Origin of the sequence: Massilia glaciei, assembly GCF_003011895.2 — a bacterium.
Taxonomy (GTDB): Bacteria; Pseudomonadota; Gammaproteobacteria; order Burkholderiales; family Burkholderiaceae_D; genus Telluria_A; species Telluria_A glaciei.
Genome location: NZ_PXWF02000204.1, coordinates 38,252 through 56,035, shown reverse-complemented (window position 1 = coordinate 56,035; position 17,784 = coordinate 38,252). Strand labels below are relative to the sequence as shown.

10 protein-coding genes and 1 pseudogene are annotated in these 17,784 nt (G+C 63.3%); 7 read left to right on the top strand and 4 right to left on the bottom strand.

The annotated features are described in order from the left end of the window. A pseudogene (locus C7C56_RS28845) lies at nt 1-733 on the top strand (hypothetical protein); the annotation flags it as partial. Nucleotides 734-803: 70 nt separating this feature from the next. Further along, a complete protein-coding gene (locus C7C56_RS12780; protein WP_146204457.1) occupies nt 804-1,346 on the top strand; it encodes a hypothetical protein in 543 nt (180 codons plus the stop codon). Nucleotides 1,347-1,433: 87 nt separating this feature from the next. On the opposite strand, the gene C7C56_RS12775 is transcribed toward C7C56_RS12780, so the two are convergent. Continuing rightward, nucleotides 1,434-3,650, bottom strand: a complete 2,217-nt coding sequence (locus tag C7C56_RS12775) for a molybdopterin-dependent oxidoreductase (protein WP_106757775.1) — start codon at nt 3,648-3,650, stop codon at nt 1,434-1,436. A gap of 152 nt (nt 3,651-3,802) precedes the next feature. Between C7C56_RS12775 and C7C56_RS12770 the strand changes: the two genes are divergently transcribed. Next, a complete protein-coding gene (locus C7C56_RS12770) occupies nt 3,803-4,252 on the top strand; it encodes a hypothetical protein (RefSeq protein ID WP_181373157.1) in 450 nt (149 codons plus the stop codon). A gap of 405 nt (nt 4,253-4,657) precedes the next feature. Here the strand turns inward: C7C56_RS12770 and C7C56_RS12765 are convergent, their stop codons facing one another. After that, nucleotides 4,658-6,724 (bottom strand): diguanylate cyclase, encoded by a 2,067-nt coding sequence (locus C7C56_RS12765; RefSeq protein WP_307719046.1) that lies wholly within the window; start codon nt 6,722-6,724, stop codon nt 4,658-4,660. A 340-nt stretch (nt 6,725-7,064) separates the two neighbouring features. Here C7C56_RS12765 and C7C56_RS12760 point away from each other — a divergent pair, with 340 nt between their 5' ends. The 3 genes from C7C56_RS12760 (at nt 7,065) to C7C56_RS12750 (ending at nt 10,276) form a co-directional block, all read left to right on the top strand. Continuing rightward, nucleotides 7,065-7,934 carry an ABC transporter ATP-binding protein gene (locus tag C7C56_RS12760; RefSeq protein WP_106757772.1) on the top strand — a complete coding sequence of 290 codons (870 nt, stop codon included), beginning with the start codon at nt 7,065-7,067 and terminating at the stop codon, nt 7,932-7,934. Then, nucleotides 7,931-9,535, top strand: coding sequence for an ABC transporter permease (locus C7C56_RS12755; RefSeq protein WP_229458744.1), 1,605 nt, complete (start codon nt 7,931-7,933; stop codon nt 9,533-9,535). The genes C7C56_RS12760 and C7C56_RS12755 overlap by 4 nt, the downstream gene beginning before the upstream one ends. A 237-nt stretch (nt 9,536-9,772) precedes the next feature. After that, complete coding sequence (locus C7C56_RS12750; protein ID WP_146204456.1) at nt 9,773-10,276, top strand: hypothetical protein; 504 nt, start codon at nt 9,773-9,775, stop codon at nt 10,274-10,276. Between the two features lie 324 nt (nt 10,277-10,600). On the opposite strand, the gene C7C56_RS12745 is transcribed toward C7C56_RS12750, so the two are convergent. Next, nucleotides 10,601-14,686, bottom strand: coding sequence for an EAL domain-containing protein (locus C7C56_RS12745; RefSeq protein WP_181373156.1), 4,086 nt, complete (start codon nt 14,684-14,686; stop codon nt 10,601-10,603). An 823-nt stretch (nt 14,687-15,509) separates the two neighbouring features. Between C7C56_RS12745 and C7C56_RS30705 the strand changes: the two genes are divergently transcribed. Next, the gene (locus C7C56_RS30705; protein WP_219933150.1) at nt 15,510-15,836 is read left to right on the top strand and encodes a site-2 protease family protein; all 327 of its coding nucleotides are present in this window, start codon (nt 15,510-15,512) and stop codon (nt 15,834-15,836) included. 365 nt (nt 15,837-16,201) lie between these two features. On the opposite strand, the gene C7C56_RS12740 is transcribed toward C7C56_RS30705, so the two are convergent. Then, nucleotides 16,202-17,638, bottom strand: coding sequence for a TIGR00341 family protein (locus C7C56_RS12740; RefSeq protein WP_106757769.1), 1,437 nt, complete (start codon nt 17,636-17,638; stop codon nt 16,202-16,204). Nucleotides 17,639-17,784 lie beyond the last annotated feature (146 nt).

Below are 17,784 nucleotides of genomic sequence, written 5' to 3'. Positions count from 1 at the left end.
GGCGGCGGCGCCGCCGGCGCCGCCGCCACAAGCGCCCAAGCCGCCGCCGCTGCCGGCAGGGCCGCCGCGGCGGCAACCGGTCAGGCTGCGCTATTGGCTGCTCGCGCTCGGGGTGCTCTGGCTGATCTGGCTCGGCGCCAAACCGGACACCCGCAGGACCGATGCGCGCGTCAACGAGGTGATCGCGCTGGCCGCCGATTGCAAGCTTCCCAATGCCGACGCCGAAATGGTCATGCTCAAGACCGAGGGCGCGCGCGCGGTTCAGATCGAGCGGGTGCAGGAGGCGATCGACAAGGCCAAACCCCGTTGCGAGAGAATACGCCTGCGCGCCGCGGCCTGGAAAACAGCCAGCGCCGCGGTCGACGGCGCGCTCAGGGAGGGCACGTTCACCAAGGCGCGCGCGGCGTTGGCCGGGTTCGCGCGCAAGTGGGGCGACGACGCCAATACGCGCGCACTGCACACGCGGATCGACAAGGAGCAGCAGCGCGCGCAGGATGCCGAGTCGGTGCAAAGGCTCGTCGGCGAGGCGCGCTCCGACGTCGCGCGCGGCGACTACAGCGGCGCGACCCGCAAAATGGAGGTCTGCGTGTTGATGGTCGACGCCGATCACAGCCAGTGCATCGCGCTGCGCGACCAGGCCAACCGGCTGCGGCAGGCGATGCTGCGGTGCGTGGCCGGAGGCAACGAATGGTTCGGCTACCAATGCCGCTTGGTCGTTTCGCCTGATAATTAGTCACAAAACATTGTAAGAAAGATATATTATCAACGCCATACCGATGCGTGAGCACATTTTGGAGATGGCGATGAGATTAGCATTTACCCTGATGGCGTTTTTAACGGCGGGCGCCGCGCTGGCGGCCAACGGCGAAACCGCGCCGCGCGCCGACGCTTCGTACTACGTCAACAGCTTCGATGGCGCCGACCTCAAATTCAGCCGGTTCAAATGCGTCGCCCTCGTGTTTCCGGTCAATTCGGCCTCGAACGAGAGCGTGCGCCGGGTCGACAAGGCGGTGCGCCTGTGGCGCGACTGCTTCGCGCGTTTCTCGGCCAGGTTCGACGCCGCGCTGCCGGTCGGGAAGGGGATCCCCGAAGACGTCATCAAGGTCATGAGCGCGGCCGACCTGGCCAAGGCCAAGGCCGCGATGGAAAGCGTGTACGTGCAGATCGCGGCCGATGCGACGATGCAGAACGAGCAGGTGCGCCAGGGCTACGACAAGTGGCTGGCCGCGACCCGATCGTATTCGAACAACAGCGTCCTGAGCGGGGCGACCGAGGCCTCGAAACGCAGCTTCAAGAACGACGAAACCGTCGTGCAGCCCGAGTTGCCGGGCGGGCGCAAGCATTGAGCCGTTCGAGCCGGTTTGTAAGTCGCGTTGAATCAACATAAATCTCAAAAACCACACCGTCCCCGCGCATGAGGTTGGCGCGCGGGCCTAGGCCGGCGCCATCTGCACCGCGATCCCCGACAACACCGCGTTGCCCGACAGCGGGTCGCGCAAATGTTCGTCGAGCAGGGCGTTCAGGTTCACGCCCGGCCGCTCGGCGGCCACCCCCATCCGCGTGCCCGGCAGGTCGTGCCCCCAGCCGTGCGGCAGGCTGACCACGCCCAGCATCATCTGGTCCGACAAGGCCACCTGCGCCTCGATGCTGCGCGCGCCGTTGCTAATGCGCGCCATGGCGCCCTCGGCCAGGCCGAGCCGCGCGGCGTCGTCCGGGTGGACCAGCGCGGTGCAGCGGTAGGCGCCCTTGGCCAGCGCCGGCAGGTTGTGCATCCAGCTGTTGTTCGATCGCAGCTGGCGGCGCCCGATGATCACCATGTCGGGCGCGGGCAGCGCCAGCTGGGCCGCCACGCGCGCGAGGTCGTCGAGCAGCATCTGCGGCGCCAGTTCGATTTTTCCCGACGGCGTGCGCAGCGCCTCGGGGATGCGCGGCGCCATCGGCCCGAGGTCGATCCCGGAGGGCGCGGCCTTGAGGCGCGCCAGCGTCAGGCCGCCCGGGTTGGCGCCGAAGCGGTCGCCGTAGGGGCCGGTGCGCAGCGCCAGGTCGAGCAGGCGTTCGGGCCCGCGCAGGGGCGCGAGCGCCCGGTACACGGATTCGCCCCCGGCGCCCATGGTGCGCCGCAGCTCGTCGCCAAGCGCGGCGTCGTCGAGCGCGCCGATGTCGGCCTGCGCGCCCAGCCCCTGCGCGATGGCGGCGATGCGCATCACGCTCTCCCATTCATCGGGCTGGCCGGGCGCGCGCGCGAGCACCGGGGCGCTGTAGCGCGCGTGGTTGCGGTGCGAGAACTGGGCGAACGTGACGTCGTAGTGCGCGTCCTCGAGCGGGGACGGGCCGGGCAGGATCACGTCGGCGTGGCGCGACGTTTCGTTGAGGTAGATGTCGAGGCTGACCATGAAATCGAGCTGACCGAGCGCGGCGGCCAGGCGCGCGCCGTTGGGGGCCGACAGCACCGGGTTGCTGGCGATGGCGATCAGGGCCCGGATCCGGCCCGGGCCGGGGGTGTCGATTTCCTCGGCCAGGCAGGTGATCGGCAGTTCGCCCGACACCTCGGGCGCGCCCGAGACGCGCGAGCGGTGGCGCCCGGTGACGACGCCGCGTCCCGTGCCGGGCGCGCCGCGGGTGTTGGCCGCGAACGCGGGCGCCTTGGGGAACATGGCGCCGCCTTCCTCGTCGAGGTGGCCGGTCAGGATGTTGAGCGCGTCGATCAGCCACGACGCGAGCGTGCCAAACTCCTGGGTGCAGGTGCCGATGCGGCCGTAGACGGCGGCCCGTTTGGCGCCGGCCAGCTCGCGCGCCAGCGCGCGCATGACGCCGGCCCCGACGCCGCAGCGCGCGGCCACCCGTTCCGGCGCGTAGCCGCGCACGGCGGCCTCGAGCTGTTCGAGGCCGTTGACGTGCCGGCCGAGCCGGCCCAGGCGCACCAGGCCCTCGTCGAACAGCGTGTGGACCATGCCGAGCAGGAGGAACACGTCGGCGCCGGGGCGGATGAAGTGGTGGGCGTCGGCCACCTCGGCCGTCTCGCTGCGGCGCGGGTCGAGCACCACGATCCTGCCGCCGCGTTCGCGCAGCGCGCGCGCCTTGCCGCGGAAGTCGGGCACGGTCCACAGGCTGCCGTTCGAGACCATCGGGTTGGCCCCGAGGATGAGCAAAAAGTCGCAGCGTTCGATGTCGGGCACCGGCACCGACAGCCAGCTGCCGAACATCAGGCCGCATGAGAGCATTTTGGGGACCTGGTCCACGCTCGAGGCCGAGAACATATTGCGGGTGCCGAGCGCGCGCGCCATGCGCGGGAAATACAGCGACAGGCCCATCTTGTGCGACACCGGATTGCCCAGCACCGTGGCCAGCGCGTCGGCGCCGCCCTCGGCGATGATGGGCGGCAGGCGGCGCGCGATTTCGGCGTAGGCCTCGTCCCAGCTGGCCTCGACGAATTTGCCGCCGCGTTTGATCAGCGGCGCGCGCAGGCGGTCGGGGTCGTGCTGCAGCTCCTTGAGGCCGATCGCCTTGGGGCACAAAAAGCCGGCCGAGAACACGTCGGCGTCGTCGCCGCGCACGCGCACCACGCGGTTTTCTTCGAGTTCGAGGGCGAGGCCGCAGCAGGCTTCGCAAAAGGGGCAGATGCGGCGGACGCTGTCGGCGGGCAGTGGCATGGGGGGCTTTCGGGAAGGATGGCGGCAAGGCGGTAAAAATCGAACGGTCGTTCTATTGTGCGCACGGGCGCCGCAACTGTCAACCGCGATTTCCCGCGCCGGTGTATGCTTGCAGGCAATAATATTGGCAACCACTTGGACGGGGTACGACGATGAAAAAAGCAACTGCAATGGGCGCCGCCGCGCTTGCGATGGGAATGCTGCTGGCGCTGCCGGGCTGCGGACAACGCGACGCCGACGCGCCCGGGCCGGCCGAGTCGGCCGGGCGCGCGCTCGACAACGCGGTCGAGAGCGCGGGCGACAAGGTCGCGCGCGAGGTCAGGGAGAGCAAGCAGGCCGCCGACGCGGCCGCGCGCAAGGTCAGCGATGGCGCCGAGCAGGCCGGGCGCAACGTCACCGACGCGGCCGAGCTGGCCAGGACCCGGGTCACCGACGCGGCCGCGACGGCGCGCCAGAACGTCCACGACAGCGCCGAAGCTGCCGGCGCCAAGCTCGAGGACGCGGCCGACGACGCCAGCAAGGGGCTGAGCAAGGCGACCGTGGAAGTGGGCAAATCGGTCGAGCGCGCCGGCGAGAAGATCCAGGATTCGGCGGGCAAATAGCACCGCCGTAAGCTCAGAGGCTGAGAGTTTTTCGGGCGGGCTGAGCGGGCATGATCGAAAGACTCTCAGCCTCTCAGTCGCCATCCTCGCGGAGGCGCGATTCATACGAGCTTGCCGATACGCGCAGTTCGACCTGGATATCAAAATCAACGTCATTGCTGCCATTGGCAGCAATGTCCCCGCGAAAGTGCGATCGCATGCGTTTGCCCCATCCTGCGCATGCGGTTTTGCGCCTTCCTAAAGTTTGGACGCGCAGTTCCAGGGCCTGAAGGTTTGAACTCTGCGTGTAGGCAAGCTCGGCATGGGTCCCCGCTGAGGGGGGCGCCGAGCCCGAGGATGACGTTGGCTGTTTTTTCGATGAAGACGGTTTCTCGATTTCTGCCGCGTTAAACACCGGGTTTCGCACTAATGCGCAGCTTCCGCTCCGGCCTCGTGGTTGCTGCCCAGTACGATCGACAGGTCGACGAAGCCGCTTCGCCACGCGCGCTCGAGGTCCTGCTCGATGTCCTCCATCGAGGTCTGCGCGAAGTTGGCGAAGCCGCGCACGCCGTAGGCGCGGTTGCGGCCATGCGCCTTGGCCAGGTACAGCGCCATATCGACCAGGTTGACCGCGCGCTCCCAAGGCAGCGGGTGTTCGCCCGGCGACAGCGGGAACGGCGCGAAGCCGATCGACACGTTGACCGTGATCGCGTGGCCCTGATAGTGGATGGTCTGGGCCGTGATGCCGACCAGCAGCCGGCGCGCGATCTCCTCGACGCCGCTGCGCGGGATGGCCGGCAGGAAGGCCAGGAACTCCTCGCCGCCCCAGCGCACGATCATGTCGGTCTCGCGCAGGATCTCGCGCAGGTTCTCGGCGATCATCTTGAGCACCAGGTCGCCGGCGGCGTGGCCGTAGGTGTCGTTGACCTTCTTGAAGTGGTCGATATCGAGCAGGAACAGAGCGCCCACGATCTCCTCGCCCGAGGTGCCCGAGCCGCGCTTTTCGACCTGCATGTGGGTGCGCATGAACTCCTGGAAGTGGCGCCGGTTGTACAGCGCCGTGAGCGGGTCGCGCGAGCTTTGCTGCTTGAGCTCGAGGTTCTTGACCTCGAGCTGGGCGTTGGCCTGGCGCACCTTGCGGTAGAGCAGGGTGACCACGATCGAGGACAGCGCGAACACCAGCGCCAGCAGCCACCAGACGCGCTGCTGCAGCCGGCGGTTGTCGATCTCGGTGGACTTGACGAGGTTCTCGCGGCTGAGCAATTCGATTTGGCGCTGCTTCTTGTCGGTCTCGTATTTCTCCTGCAGTTCCCAGATCGCCTTCTGGCGCTGCTTCTCGAACAGCTCGTTCGAGAGCGCGCGCTCGCGGTGGTAGGCCTTGACCGCCCCCTGCAGATCGCCGGCGCGTTCGAGCACGGCGCCGTATTCGATCAGCACGCCCTGCAATTCGGGTTTGTTCTCCGATTCCTCGTAGTGCTTCAAGCCGGCCTCGAAATTGCGCTTGCCCTCGGCCAGCCGCCCCATGCCCATGTAGGCTTGGCCGATGTTGATGCGCGCGGTCGCCACGCTGCTCTCGTCGTTGATGCGCCGCGCCGCCTCGATCGCCTGGTTGCCGTAGTCGATGGTGCGCGAATAGTTGTGTTCTTTGAGGTAGCTGTCCGACAGGTTGACCAGCGAGTAGACGATATCCGAGTCGGCATCGATCTGGCGCTGCAGCGCGAGCGCGGCGAGCAGGGCGCGCAGTCCGCGCTGCGGCTGGTTGGTCGAGCTCGCGAGGATGAATTCGGTGCTCTTGAGCGTGGCCTGGCGGCCCGGCGAGGCGGACTTCTCGGCCAGCTTGAACGCTTCGTCGAGCGCCTCGAAACCGCGGTCGTATTCCTTCATCTGCGAATACAGGTTGGCCAGCGAGTCGAGCGCGATGACCAGCGTGACGGGGTCGTTGTGGCGGCGCGCGATCGCCACCGCCTCCTGCATCTTGGCCAGCGCCGGCGGGAAATTGCCCTCTTCGCCATGCGACTGGGCCGACGCGATCGCCGACGTCACCTGCAGCGGCACGTCCGTGCTCAGGTCGGCGAGCCGCTCGGCCTCCCAGGCGTAGCGGTGCGAATCGGCCAGGCGGTTCAGGTCGTACGTGGAATAGGACTTGGCCAGCAGGCCCTTGGCCATGGCCCGGTTGTCCTTTTGCGCCCGGCCGTAGGCGTACAGCTCCTCGCCGAGCGCGTAGGCCTCCTGCTTGAGGCCGATGCTGAGTTTGGCCAGTCCGAACTGGAACAGGAAGTCGGTCTTGGTGCGCAGGCCGGCGGCGCGCGCCTGCGCCTCGAGTTCCCTCAGTTCGGGCAGCGCCTTGGCCGGCGCGAAGCGGCCGACCTCGCGCAGATGTTCGAGCCGCGAATCGAGGCGCGAATCGAGGCGGCTCGGTGCCGGCGCGGTCGTCGTCTGCGCCCACGCGAGCGCGCCCGCCAGGCACAGCGGTGCCAGCAGTAGGCGGCGCACGGCGCGCGGCGATCGTTTGGTCGAACCTGCCAGCATCGTTCCCTTTGGTGACTTGAAAATGCACGCGCGCTGCCGTGCGGACTGCGCCCAATTATATTCTTGTTGCAGATGAGAAAGACCGTTTTTTAGTTGTTTTTCGGCTGCAACAGGGATTTTTCGTGTCAAAAAACACAAAGAAGATAGTGTTTTGCTAGCTATCAATATCAAAACGTTATTTGCCGCCCATACCGCCAATTGTGCCGCCTGTCACAATCCCCGCGCGCCGCGGCGGGGCTTGGCTTACATTGGGCGCATCCACCCAATCTGGCAGTCACGACAAACACAAACGATAGGTATCCCCATGCTCGAAATCCGCAACGTGGTCAAAACATTTGGACGCGACGTCACCGCCGTCGGCGGCGTCTCGCTCTCGCTCGGATGCGGGTTGGTGGGCCTGATCGGGCACAACGGCGCGGGCAAGACCACGCTGATGCAGATGATCGCGACCCTGACCAGGCCGAGCAGCGGCGAGATCGTGTTCGACGGCGTCGACATCGCCAAAAAGCCGGGGCACATCCGGCGCAGGCTCGGCTTTCTGCCGCAGGACTTCGGCGTCTATCCGAACCTGTCGGCGCTCGAGTTCATGCAGTATTTCGCCGCCCTCAAGGGGGTGCGCGACCCGGCCCGCATCCGCCAGCTGCTCGAGCTGGTCAACCTGCACGATGTCGCCAAGCGCCCGGCGTCGAGTTTTTCGGGCGGCATGCGGCGCCGCCTCGGAATCGCCCAGGCGCTGCTGGGCGACCCGGACATCCTGGTGGTCGACGAGCCGACCGCCGGCCTCGACCCGGAGGAGCGGCTGCGCTTTCGCAACCTGCTCGCCGACCTCGGCTACAACAAGCTGGTGATCATGTCGACCCACATCGTGTCCGACGTCGAGAGCATCGCCAGCCACCTGGCCATCATGCGCGGCGGTAAGCTGCTGGCCTACGAGACGCCCGCCGCCATGCTGGCCCAGGCGCGTGGCCAGGTCTGGAGCGCCAACGTCGACGCCGCCGCGTACGATGAGCTGCGCGCCACGGTGCACGTGCTGCACGCGCAGCGCCAGGGCGAGCGCGTGGCGCTGCGCATCGCCCATCCGCACGCCCCGTTCGCCGGCGCCACGGCCGCCGAGCCGACCCTCGAGGAAGCCCTGATGGCGCAGCGCTACGCGGCGCAGGAGCTGGCGGCATGAAGGCGCATCGGAGCCCGCACCTGAGCCCGCGCCTGAACCTGCACCTGCTCAAGGTCCTGATCCTCAACGAGGTGCGGCTGCGCATGCGCCGGCTGTCGACCGTGGTCACGCTGGTGGCGATCGCCGCCATCGGCTGGGCCATGATTCCCGACCCGGCCACCAGCACCAACGCGCTGATCTCGGTCGACGAGATGCGCGTGCTGTACACCAGCAGCGCGATGGCGCTCGGCAGCGCCTGTTTCGGCGGCACGCTTTTCAGCCTGGCCGGCTTCTACCTGGTGCGCGGGCGCATGTCCGAGGACATCCGCAGCGGCACCGGCAGCGTCATTTGCGCGACGCCGGTCGGCAACACCGCGTTTCTGGTCGGCCGCTGGATGGGTGGCGTGGCCTACCTCGGCGCGCTGGTGGTCGCCTTCATGGGCACCATGATGGTGTGCCACGCGGTGCGTGGCGAGGGGCCGATCGAGCCGCTGATCTACCTCCAGACCTACCTGATCGTGCTGCTGCCGATGGTGCTGTTCACGGTCAGCTGCGCGATCCTGTTCGACAGCTACACCCTGTTGATGGGCAAGGCCGGCGACGCGCTGTATTTTTTCATGATGCTGGCCCAACTGATGATCATGGCGATCGTCGAAAAGCACGCCAGGGAGGGTTTTCATCCACTGCTGCTGGTCGATTTCTCGGGCATGGCCTCCACCTTCTTCAACCTGGCGACCCATTTCAGCACCACCAACCTGTCGGTCGGCGCCTCGCCGTTCGACGCCAAGCTGGCACCGATCACGCTGCCGGCCACGATCTGGAGCGCTCAGATCGTGCTGGCGCGACTGGCCAGCTGCGCCATCGCGCTGCTGCCGCTGCTGCCGGCGGCCTTGCTGTTCCACCGTTTTTCGCCGGACCGGGTCAAGGTCTCGCGCGCCAGCGTGCGCCGCTCGCCGCTGGCGATCCTTAACGGCTGGTGCCAGCCGCTCGCGCGGCTCGCACAGCCACTGTTCCGCGGCGCCGCCGTGCTGCCCGGACTGCCCGGACGCATCGCGGTTGAACTGGCGCTCACGCTGGCGGCCAATCCCTCGGCCATCGCGGTGCTGATCATAGTTTGCGGCGCCTCGCTGGTGGTGCCGTCGGCCAAGCTCGGCGCGCTTGTGATAAGCGGTGTGATGTTCTGGGGCGCGCTCGTGTGCGCCATCTCCACGCGCGACTACGACTCCGACATGGAGGCGCTCAGCGGGGCCGTTCCCGGTGGCGCCGGGCGGCGCTACCTTGGCCAGCTCGGTGCTACGGTCGCGCTGGGCTTGATGATCATGGGGCCGATCGCGCTGCGCTGGTCGTTTGGCGAACCGCTGCGCGCCGCCGCGGTGGTCACAGGCGTGTTCGCGCTGGGGGCGTTGGCGAGCATGTTCGGGCGCCTGAGCCGCACCTCGCGCACGTTTTTGGCGCTGTTCATGTTCGCCTGCTACGTCGCGCTCAATGGGAAGCAGGCGCCGATGCTCGATATGGTTGGTTTCAGCGGGGCGACGAATGTGCAGGCATTGCTGACGCAATTGGCCGTCGGCGCGGCCGCGTTGCTGGTCGGGTATGCGTACAACCGCCATCAGGCCAGGTAGGATCGCGGGACGGATGTCCATATAGTAAGATTCACTACTTGCAAACGCTATCGCCATGGGACGTCGCGCTTTTCGAGACGGCACCCGTACTTGGATAGAATGAGTGTTCGCTAGTGCTCGAGGAAATACAGCTGAAACGGGGCCAATGCACTGAATCTCATGCCGGCCGGCACTGGCCCTCGCGCCCTCATATCACCAGTCGGCAACGCATTTGATATCCCTTAAGACGTTTAGGCTATGCTGAAAGATACCGATCCAAATCCGTATAAGCCGCCAAGCGTCAGCATGGATGACTTGCGCGAATCGGACGAATTTTTTCGGGAACGCCGGGCTGCAGGCATCCGGTCGACAAGTCGGTTTGCTGTTTGCTCCGGCATGTTTTTTTTTAGCTTTGCGGTTGGCCTGCCTTATATTCTCAGATGGCAGGTTGGGAATGTTTTGCGGGAGTATGGCGCCGAACAGTACATTGAAATTGTTGTTGCCAGCGCGATGGAACGGATCGGAATCGGACGTATTCTCACCGGCATATCCGCCGCGCTCAGTATTGCAGCAGGTGTGCTGATGCGGATGCGTGCGGCCCCTGGCCTACACTTGTTGATGCTGGTAAGCGCCGTTCTCGTTGGTGAGATAGTCATCGAGGTGGCAATGCATCCGAGGGACACAAGCGTCCTAGTGATTATTCGAGGTTTTTGGTGGGCATTCGTCTTTTTCTCTGCATTTCGGACAAACAAGTGGCTATAGCAACTGCAACGGGGTCGATACGAATCGGAAGCGTTGCGCGCGCGCACGATCGCGTCAAGGAAGTCCGCCATCGGCCAACAGCGGCCATTAGCCCCACCGCAAATTCACTTTCAGATTGGTATGAAATGATGCGTCCCGAAGTACTCTTATTGCTGATGTTGGCACCTTTCGTGAGTCAAGTGTTGACGCCGACGTCAAATTAACCCAGGACGCCGGCATTTGTTGCCCCACATTTTTTCTTCTAAGGCCCAGCCTCGTGTGGCGTCGATCCGATTTCACTGGGTCAGTTGAGATCGGCCAGCCTGGGGCATTTTGACGTCGGCGTCAACACTCAGCCGACTTGTGTGTAACGAGGTGCTCTCTGATGCCAGTGATAAGATCGCCGGAAATGGGCGCTGCGCCCCAAGCCGCATCAGGCCGCCAGGTCGCGGCCCAGGCTGGCAAATCCCTCGCTGGCATGGGGCGCGCAATCCCATAGCCTTGTGCCAGCACGCAGCCCAAGCGCAGCAGCGCGGTGCCGTGCGCCACCGTCTCTACACCCTCGGCAATCACCTCGCGTTTGAAGGCGGCCGCCAAGCCAATGACACCTTGCAAAATGGCCAAGTCATCGGGGTCCTCGAGCATGTCACGCACAAAGCTCTGGTCAATCTTGAGCAGGGCGACACGCAGGCTCTTGAGGTAAGTCAGCGACGAGTAACCGGTGCCAAAGTCATCCAGAGCAAACTTCACGCCCATGTGGCGACACTCCTCAATCACCTGAGACACCTGTACCATATCTGCCAGCGCACTGGTTTCAAGCACCTCCAACTCCAGCTTGGTGGGACTGGCTTTCGGGTGCTGGGCCAAAATGGTTTGCAGACGCGCCACAAAGTTGTGTTGTTGCAACTGGCGTGCGCCGATGTTGACGCTCACTGGCATCTCCAGCCCGGCGATGTGCCAAACCTCAATTTGCCTTAGTGCCGCGTTAATCACCCATTCACCCACGTCCACCGCCAGCGGATGGTCTTCGATCACGGGTAAGAACGCCGCCGGGGCCAGCAGCCCTTTTTCGGGATGCTGCCAGCGTATGAGGGCCTCGGCGCCAATCACCTGTCCGCTGTGCATATTCACCTTGGGCTGGTAATGGAGCACGAATTCGCCGTTCTCCAGCGCAAGTCGGATGCGCTCCAGGCTTTCGTGGTGGACCCGTATGGTGCTGTCCTGCGCCGCATCGAAGACGAGGTAGCGGTTTTTGCCAGCGACCTTGGCCTGGTACATGGCCTGGTCGGCCTGGCGCAAGAGTTGATCGGCGTCGATGTCTCGGATCTGCGGGTAAAAGGTGACACCCAGACTGGCCGAAACCTGCAGACTCAAGTCGCCCACTTGCACCGGCAGTGCGGCGGCCGCTAGCAGCCGATTAATCAGCGGTATGCTGGTCGACGGGTCCTCCAGATCGATCAGTACCGCCACAAACTCGTCGCCGCCCAGGCGCGCCAGCGTATCACCGTCGCGCAAGGTCTCCTTCATGCGCCTGGCCAGCGTGATAAGCACCTGATCGCCGGTGCTATGCCCGTAGCGGTCATTGATGTCCTTGAATCCGTCCAGGTCCAGGTAAGCCACCGCCAATTGCTGGCCACGCCGCTGTTCCTGCGTCATGACTTGGTGCAGGCGATCGGCCAGCAGCACGCGGTTGGGCAAATGGGTGAGTGCATCATAGTGGGCGATGTGTTCGAGCTTGCTTTCGTATTCTTTGCGCTCGGTAATGTCGGAAAACAGGGCCACGTATTGCTGTGTGTTGCCTTGCCCATCGCGCACCGCGCTGATGGTGAGTAGTTCGGCGTACACCTCGCCATCCTTGCGCTTGTTCCAGATTTCGCCGCTCCAGTGGCCCTGCTCGGTCAAGGCGGCCCACATGGCTTGATAAAACGCTTTGTTTTGGCGACTGGATTGGAGGATGCGCGGGTTCTGGCCGATGGCCTCGGAATGGGTGTAGCCGGTAATGCGGGTAAACGCTTCGTTGACATCGATGATGATGGCATCGGGCCCGGTAATCATGATGCCCTCCAGCGCATGGGTAAATACGCCGGCCGCAAGCTGGAGCTTTTCTTGCGCCAATTTGCGCTCAATGGCGATGCTGGCCAGATTGGCGGTTTGCTCGATGAGGTCGATATCGGCTTGTGCGGGTGTGTGCGGCGCACGGTGGTAGATGGCAAACGTGCCCAGCACCCGGCCGCTGGCGCCGCGAATCGGCTGTGACCAGCAGGCTCTCAACCCGGCACAGGCTGCAAGTTCTTTGTAGGTGGGCCAGTAGGGGTGGGTGGTGATGTCGGTCACGATGACCCTCTCACCGGTAAAGGCTGCGGTGCCGCAGGAACCCACCCCTATCCCGATTTCAATGCCTTCGAGTGCCGCGCCATAAAAATCCTGCAAGCTCGGCGCCACTCCTTTTCCGAGATGGCGGCCTGCGCCGTCGAGCAGCAGGATGCTGCACAGCATGTCTGGGTGGAGTTGTTCCACGCCGCGCACAATGGTTTCAAGCAAGGCCGCGAGGGTCTCATTGGCGGCGAGCCGCTCCAGTGTGTGGCGTCGAAAACGCTCGTATTGCTCGGCTTGCTTACGCGCGGTGATGTCCTGCACCAGGCCGGACACACGAACCACCCGCCCGCTGGCATTGCGCTCCGGAAAGCCCTTGGCGCTGCAGGGGCGCTGCGCGCCGTCGGGCTGCACCGTCATCAGCTCCAGTTCATACGGCGTACCGTCCGACACGGCCTTGCTCACCGCAGTAAACAAGGTTTGTGTGGACTCTGGCGTGTACAACTGGGCTTGGCCTTCCAGATTAGGAATGCCCAAGGCCGGGTCGCGACCGAAAATGCGAAACATCTCTGGCGACCATGACACGGTGTTCGTATCGACGTCCCATTCGAAGCTGGCCAGGCGTGCCATGTTTTCAGTGCGCTCCATCATGGTCGTGCTTCGGTGCAAGGATTGTTCTGCGTGTTTGCGTTCAGTTATCTCGGTCGCGGTGCCGCGTGCTCCCACGATGGCACCCTGTGCATCACGCACCGGTTCGCCGCGCGCCAGCATCCAGCCATGGCTGCCGTCGACCCTCAGCATTTCCAGTTCCAGCTCATACGGCGTGCCTGAGTCCATGGTGCGGGCCAATGCAGCAACCAAGCGCGCCCAACTCTCGGTAGCAAACAAGGTCGATGTCTGTTCGTGCAGCGGCGCTGTTTGCCCCGGGTTCAAGCCGAGCATGCGGTACATCTCGTCTGACCACACTTGCGTCCCCGACACATCCATCTGCCAGCTGCCGACGTGGGCAATGCGCTGCGCTTCCTGCAGTCGTTGGCGTTCGACGTCCAGTGCCAGGTTTGCACTGCGGGCGGCGGCTTCGGCGCGCCCAATTTTTTGGCGGTGCTTTTGCTGCTGAAACAAAAAAAACACCATCAGCAGCGTGACGCCCAGGCCGCCCATCAATGCCAAACGTGCGCCGTTCTCTTGCGCCTTGGCATAGAACGCGGGGCGCGGATGCAAGACTAATTTCCAGGACTGAAGCGCGAAGTCCACTGTGGCGCTGGGGTCGTCGGCCGTCGCCAAGCGAAGCGGTGTGCTCGATTGCTGCAAGTCGGACCCATTGCCATAGGCGGCAAAAAGCGGCGCGTCCGCCGGTGATCCTGCGTCAAATACGAGGAAATCAAATTCGGAGGCGTCGGCCACACGGGCGGCTTGGTCAAACAGGGTGGGCAAGTCCGCCACCGCAGCCAGGTAACCTTTGGCGGTCTGGTCGGCGCCGAACACGGCGGTGGAAATGGCCAAGGCCAAGGAGCCGGACTTAACCACGCCCTCTTTCATGAAATCAAAAGTCCCTGAGGCCACCGGCTGCCCATTGGTGCGCGATTGCAGCTTGGACGCCATACGCTGGGGGCTAAAACTCATGTCGAGCCCCTCAGTGCGGTAGCTTTGCGGCCAGCCAAATAGCACCGGGACGTATTCGTCACGCCCGTGTACAGGCTCCCACCCTGTGCCGCTGGCATCGGGCTGCACCACGCGGAAGTTGGGTCGCCCCATTGTTTGTGCATCCGCCTCAAACTGCGCGAGCTGTGCCGCTGGCACGATAGGCTGCCACTCAATCAAATTTACGCTGAGCTGGTTTGCCACCATTTTTTGCATGTAGCGATTGAATTGCTCGCGCGTGAGCTGCGGATTGGCCTCGATCATCAGCCCTGCGTTTCGAACAGCTTGCGTGGTGTGTGCCAACTCCAGATTGAGAACACTCACAGCGGCTTGTAGGGCCGTGTTTTGCCGCTCTTTCGTCTTGAGTAACTCGGCTTTCTGCAAACTGTTGCCCGCGAGCAGGCTCAGGGCAATGCCCCCCGCCATCACGACCAGCAAAACGAATTGATCACACAATGCGGCGCTAAGGCGTGGCACGGAATTGACAGGTATGGGCATGGATGAAAGAGTAGCATCCCGTTTGGGCGCGCGCTACCCATCGCGCTCTAAAATAAGGCCGCAACGCGCAAGATGTAGGGGCCCAAGAGAAGCCGGACGTTGCAAAAGACCGTCTCAACGTTTATACAATCAAGGGCCCCAGCGGAGAAGCCGGCAGACGTCAGAGGCTGAGAGTTTTTCGGGCGTGCCCGAGCAGCCCGCCAGAAAGCGGCAGATCGAGGCGCAAAGCACAGCCATAGCGGGCTATGGCGAGCATTTGCAACGACGAACTGGCGTTTTCTGGCGGGCTGAGCGGGCATGAACGAAAGACTCTCAGCCTCTCAGTCTGCAGTCGAGTTCAATCGGCAGGAGCCGGCCAAGAGCCGACGGTGGAGTTCCTCTCCCTTTTTCGAAATCATACTATGCCAATTTACGTGAAGCGACACTGGAACGAGACCAGAGGTGATCAGTACGATGCGTGGGGCACATCATGGTGGTACTTTGAATTCGGTACTGATGGCTGGGTGACTCGGCAGATTGAACAGTACAATTCCGGTATGCAGCTTCGCTATGGGCCTGAGCATGAGACTGACGAATTTGGGGGGGCACGCTCAAGCCGCGCTCACGCTATCGGAGCCGGAGTACGTACCGATTTCTCAGCAGGAATTCGATTCGCTTTGGCAGCACTTGTAGTACATCGGCAAAAAGCAGACGGTCGCGGCGAAGACAGCAACAGCGACTCTCAATGCATATTGATTGTTCAGGTCGCTATAATCAAGATGTGACTCAACATCTATCAGCATCTATCACTTTCCATTAGCCCATGCTCGCCCAACTCGCTCTTGCCATCGTCAGCGTAATATTCATTCACTTGCTGGCGATAGCCGCATGTGCGCGCGTACTGGGCATCGCGATTCGTACAGTCACCCTTGGCATCGGCCCTCAAGTCCTTGCCATAGGTCGCTTGCGCCTTGCTTTATTTCCGAACGGGGGAAACATCCGGCTGGCGATGCTGGCTGACGCACCAGAAGGGGAACCTGTGGCTGGGGCCTTGGACCTCGCAGCGCATTGGGAGCGAATATTGCTTTCCTTGAGCGGGCCGTTGGCCTGCTCTTGCTCGGCGCGCCGGCGTTCGCCCACTTCACCCTAGCGTTCGAGTTCGATAGGGGACAGACCCCTGTTTAGCGGCAACGCGGAATTCGCGAATCCTCTTTTTGGCTCCTACGTTATTAAGATACAGGGATCTGTTTCAGGCTGATCTTCGTGCAACGTTTCCAAGGGGCAGGCGTCTGTCCCCGTTTGTTCGCGTTTGTTCGGGATTTGTCGGCGACCCAATTGCGACGGTTGACGTTCAAGGCGGCCCCGGACCTGAACGACTCGATCGGAAAGTTCATTGCAAAACATAACGTGGCGCCGAAACCGAGTATCTGGACCGCGAAAGCAACCGACCTCCTGGCCTAAGTCACGCGCGCACGAACGAAGCGGAATAAACTTCAATCCGTGTGACTCGCTGCACTAACTGTCGCGAGCCTTCTGGACAACGTTGACCGTCACGCTGGCATCCTGATTTTCGACACGGGCCTTGAACCAGCGCTCCAAACGCTCGCGTTCCTGGCGCGACAGAGCACTGCTCATGGTGAGGGACAGGAAGGGCACTTCGGCAATCCCTGGCACGGCAGGGGTCCCGCTTGCGGCATCAGGCTTGGCGTCGCTGGTCAGGGCCTGGCCGTAGCCCACCATCGCTTTGCGTAGGGTCGGGTACTGGGCGCGCAACTCGCGCAGTACGCTGGCCGTCTTGTGCCCGCCAACTTCATCCGCCTTCTTGTGGGCGTCCAATCGACCGCGCAGTTCCAGAATGGTAACGTCCCGCTCGCGCAATGTGTCAATGTTTGTGCGATACAGGTCCGCCAGAACGCCTTCCTTAAGCTGAGCCACATCGATATTTTGGGAGGCGCCCTGATGAACCACGAGCGAGGCCCCCGCCAGACGGGAATTCGCCAGGCGATCTTTGAGTACGTCCAGCGCAAGCTGCTTGATCGGATCGCCTGTCAGCGTCACTTCGATTGTTTTACTGTCCGGCGCCAACGCTAACGCGACCACCCAAGTGTGCTTGAACTGAAACTCGCGTTTGATGAACGCTTGGGCGTTGGTGCGAAAAACTTCGGCTCGCACCAAGCCGAATGCAAGATATGCGCTAGGAATCGTGGTGGCTAGTACGATCACCAAGAGTGCGGTCTTGACCCGGCGCTCGACGTGGCGGTCGACAAAATTGCGGTGAGGCAGGTGCAGAAAGCCGGTGACCAGCACCATCGATACTGCGATGAAGACACTGTTGATCGAAAACAGATAAAACGCACCGACGACAAAATCCCATTTCATGTGTGCCAGGCCGTACCCGGCCGTGCATAGCGGCGGCATTAGTGCGGTAGCGATCGCTACCCCTGGTATGACGTTGGATTTTTTCCTGCGGGTCGCCGCCACGCTGCCGGCGAGTCCGCCGAACAGGGCGATCAGCACGTCCCATATCGTGGGCGTGGTGCGCGCCAGCAGTTCGGTCTGGGCCTGCGATAGCGGTGTGACTGCAAAATACAACGTCGAAGTCATGATGGACAGGCCCGTGGCGATGGCTAAACTGCTCAATGCGCGCCGGATCAGGGCGAAATCATAAATTGCAACGCCGTACCCGATTCCCATAATCGGACCCATCAAAGGCGAGATCAACATCGCGCCAATGATGGCGGCGGCGGAATTCACGTTCAGTCCGACGGAGGCGATGAGAATAGCAAACATCAAAATCCAGGGTGTCGCGCCCCGAAGCTCGATGTCACCCCGAATGCGACTGTCGATCTCTTCATGCGGCGCCTGATCGTCGCGCAGACTGAACCGGCGGGCAAAAGCGGCACGCAGTCGTGGCATGGGACTGATATAGTTGTGTGGTTGAGCAGTTTTCATTCAGGCACTTTTTTAAGCAAAAGCACGATGATAGCCCATCAGGAATTCCGCCTAAAATAGTGTGGACCGGCGGGGCCGTTGGACAACCGGTGACTGTCGGCTAAGGGGCGTAAGCGGGCAACAGGCAGCATTCGGACAGTGTTTAG

What these genes read in the sequence shown, in the direction of transcription:
- C7C56_RS30705 (WP_219933150.1), top strand. Translation starts at nt 15,510, where the DNA reads ATGCTCGCCCAACTCGCTCTTGCCATCGTCAGCGTAATATTCATTCAC.
- C7C56_RS12775 (WP_106757775.1), bottom strand. Translation starts at nt 3,650, where the DNA reads ATGCCACTGCCCGCCGACAGCGTCCGCCGCATCTGCCCCTTTTGCGAA.
- C7C56_RS12770 (WP_181373157.1), top strand. Translation starts at nt 3,803, where the DNA reads ATGAAAAAAGCAACTGCAATGGGCGCCGCCGCGCTTGCGATGGGAATG.
- C7C56_RS12780 (WP_146204457.1), top strand. Translation starts at nt 804, where the DNA reads ATGAGATTAGCATTTACCCTGATGGCGTTTTTAACGGCGGGCGCCGCG.
- C7C56_RS12755 (WP_229458744.1), top strand. Translation starts at nt 7,931, where the DNA reads ATGAAGGCGCATCGGAGCCCGCACCTGAGCCCGCGCCTGAACCTGCAC.
- C7C56_RS12740 (WP_106757769.1), bottom strand. Translation starts at nt 17,638, where the DNA reads ATGAAAACTGCTCAACCACACAACTATATCAGTCCCATGCCACGACTG.
- C7C56_RS12760 (WP_106757772.1), top strand. Translation starts at nt 7,065, where the DNA reads ATGCTCGAAATCCGCAACGTGGTCAAAACATTTGGACGCGACGTCACC.
- C7C56_RS12750 (WP_146204456.1), top strand. Translation starts at nt 9,773, where the DNA reads ATGCTGAAAGATACCGATCCAAATCCGTATAAGCCGCCAAGCGTCAGC.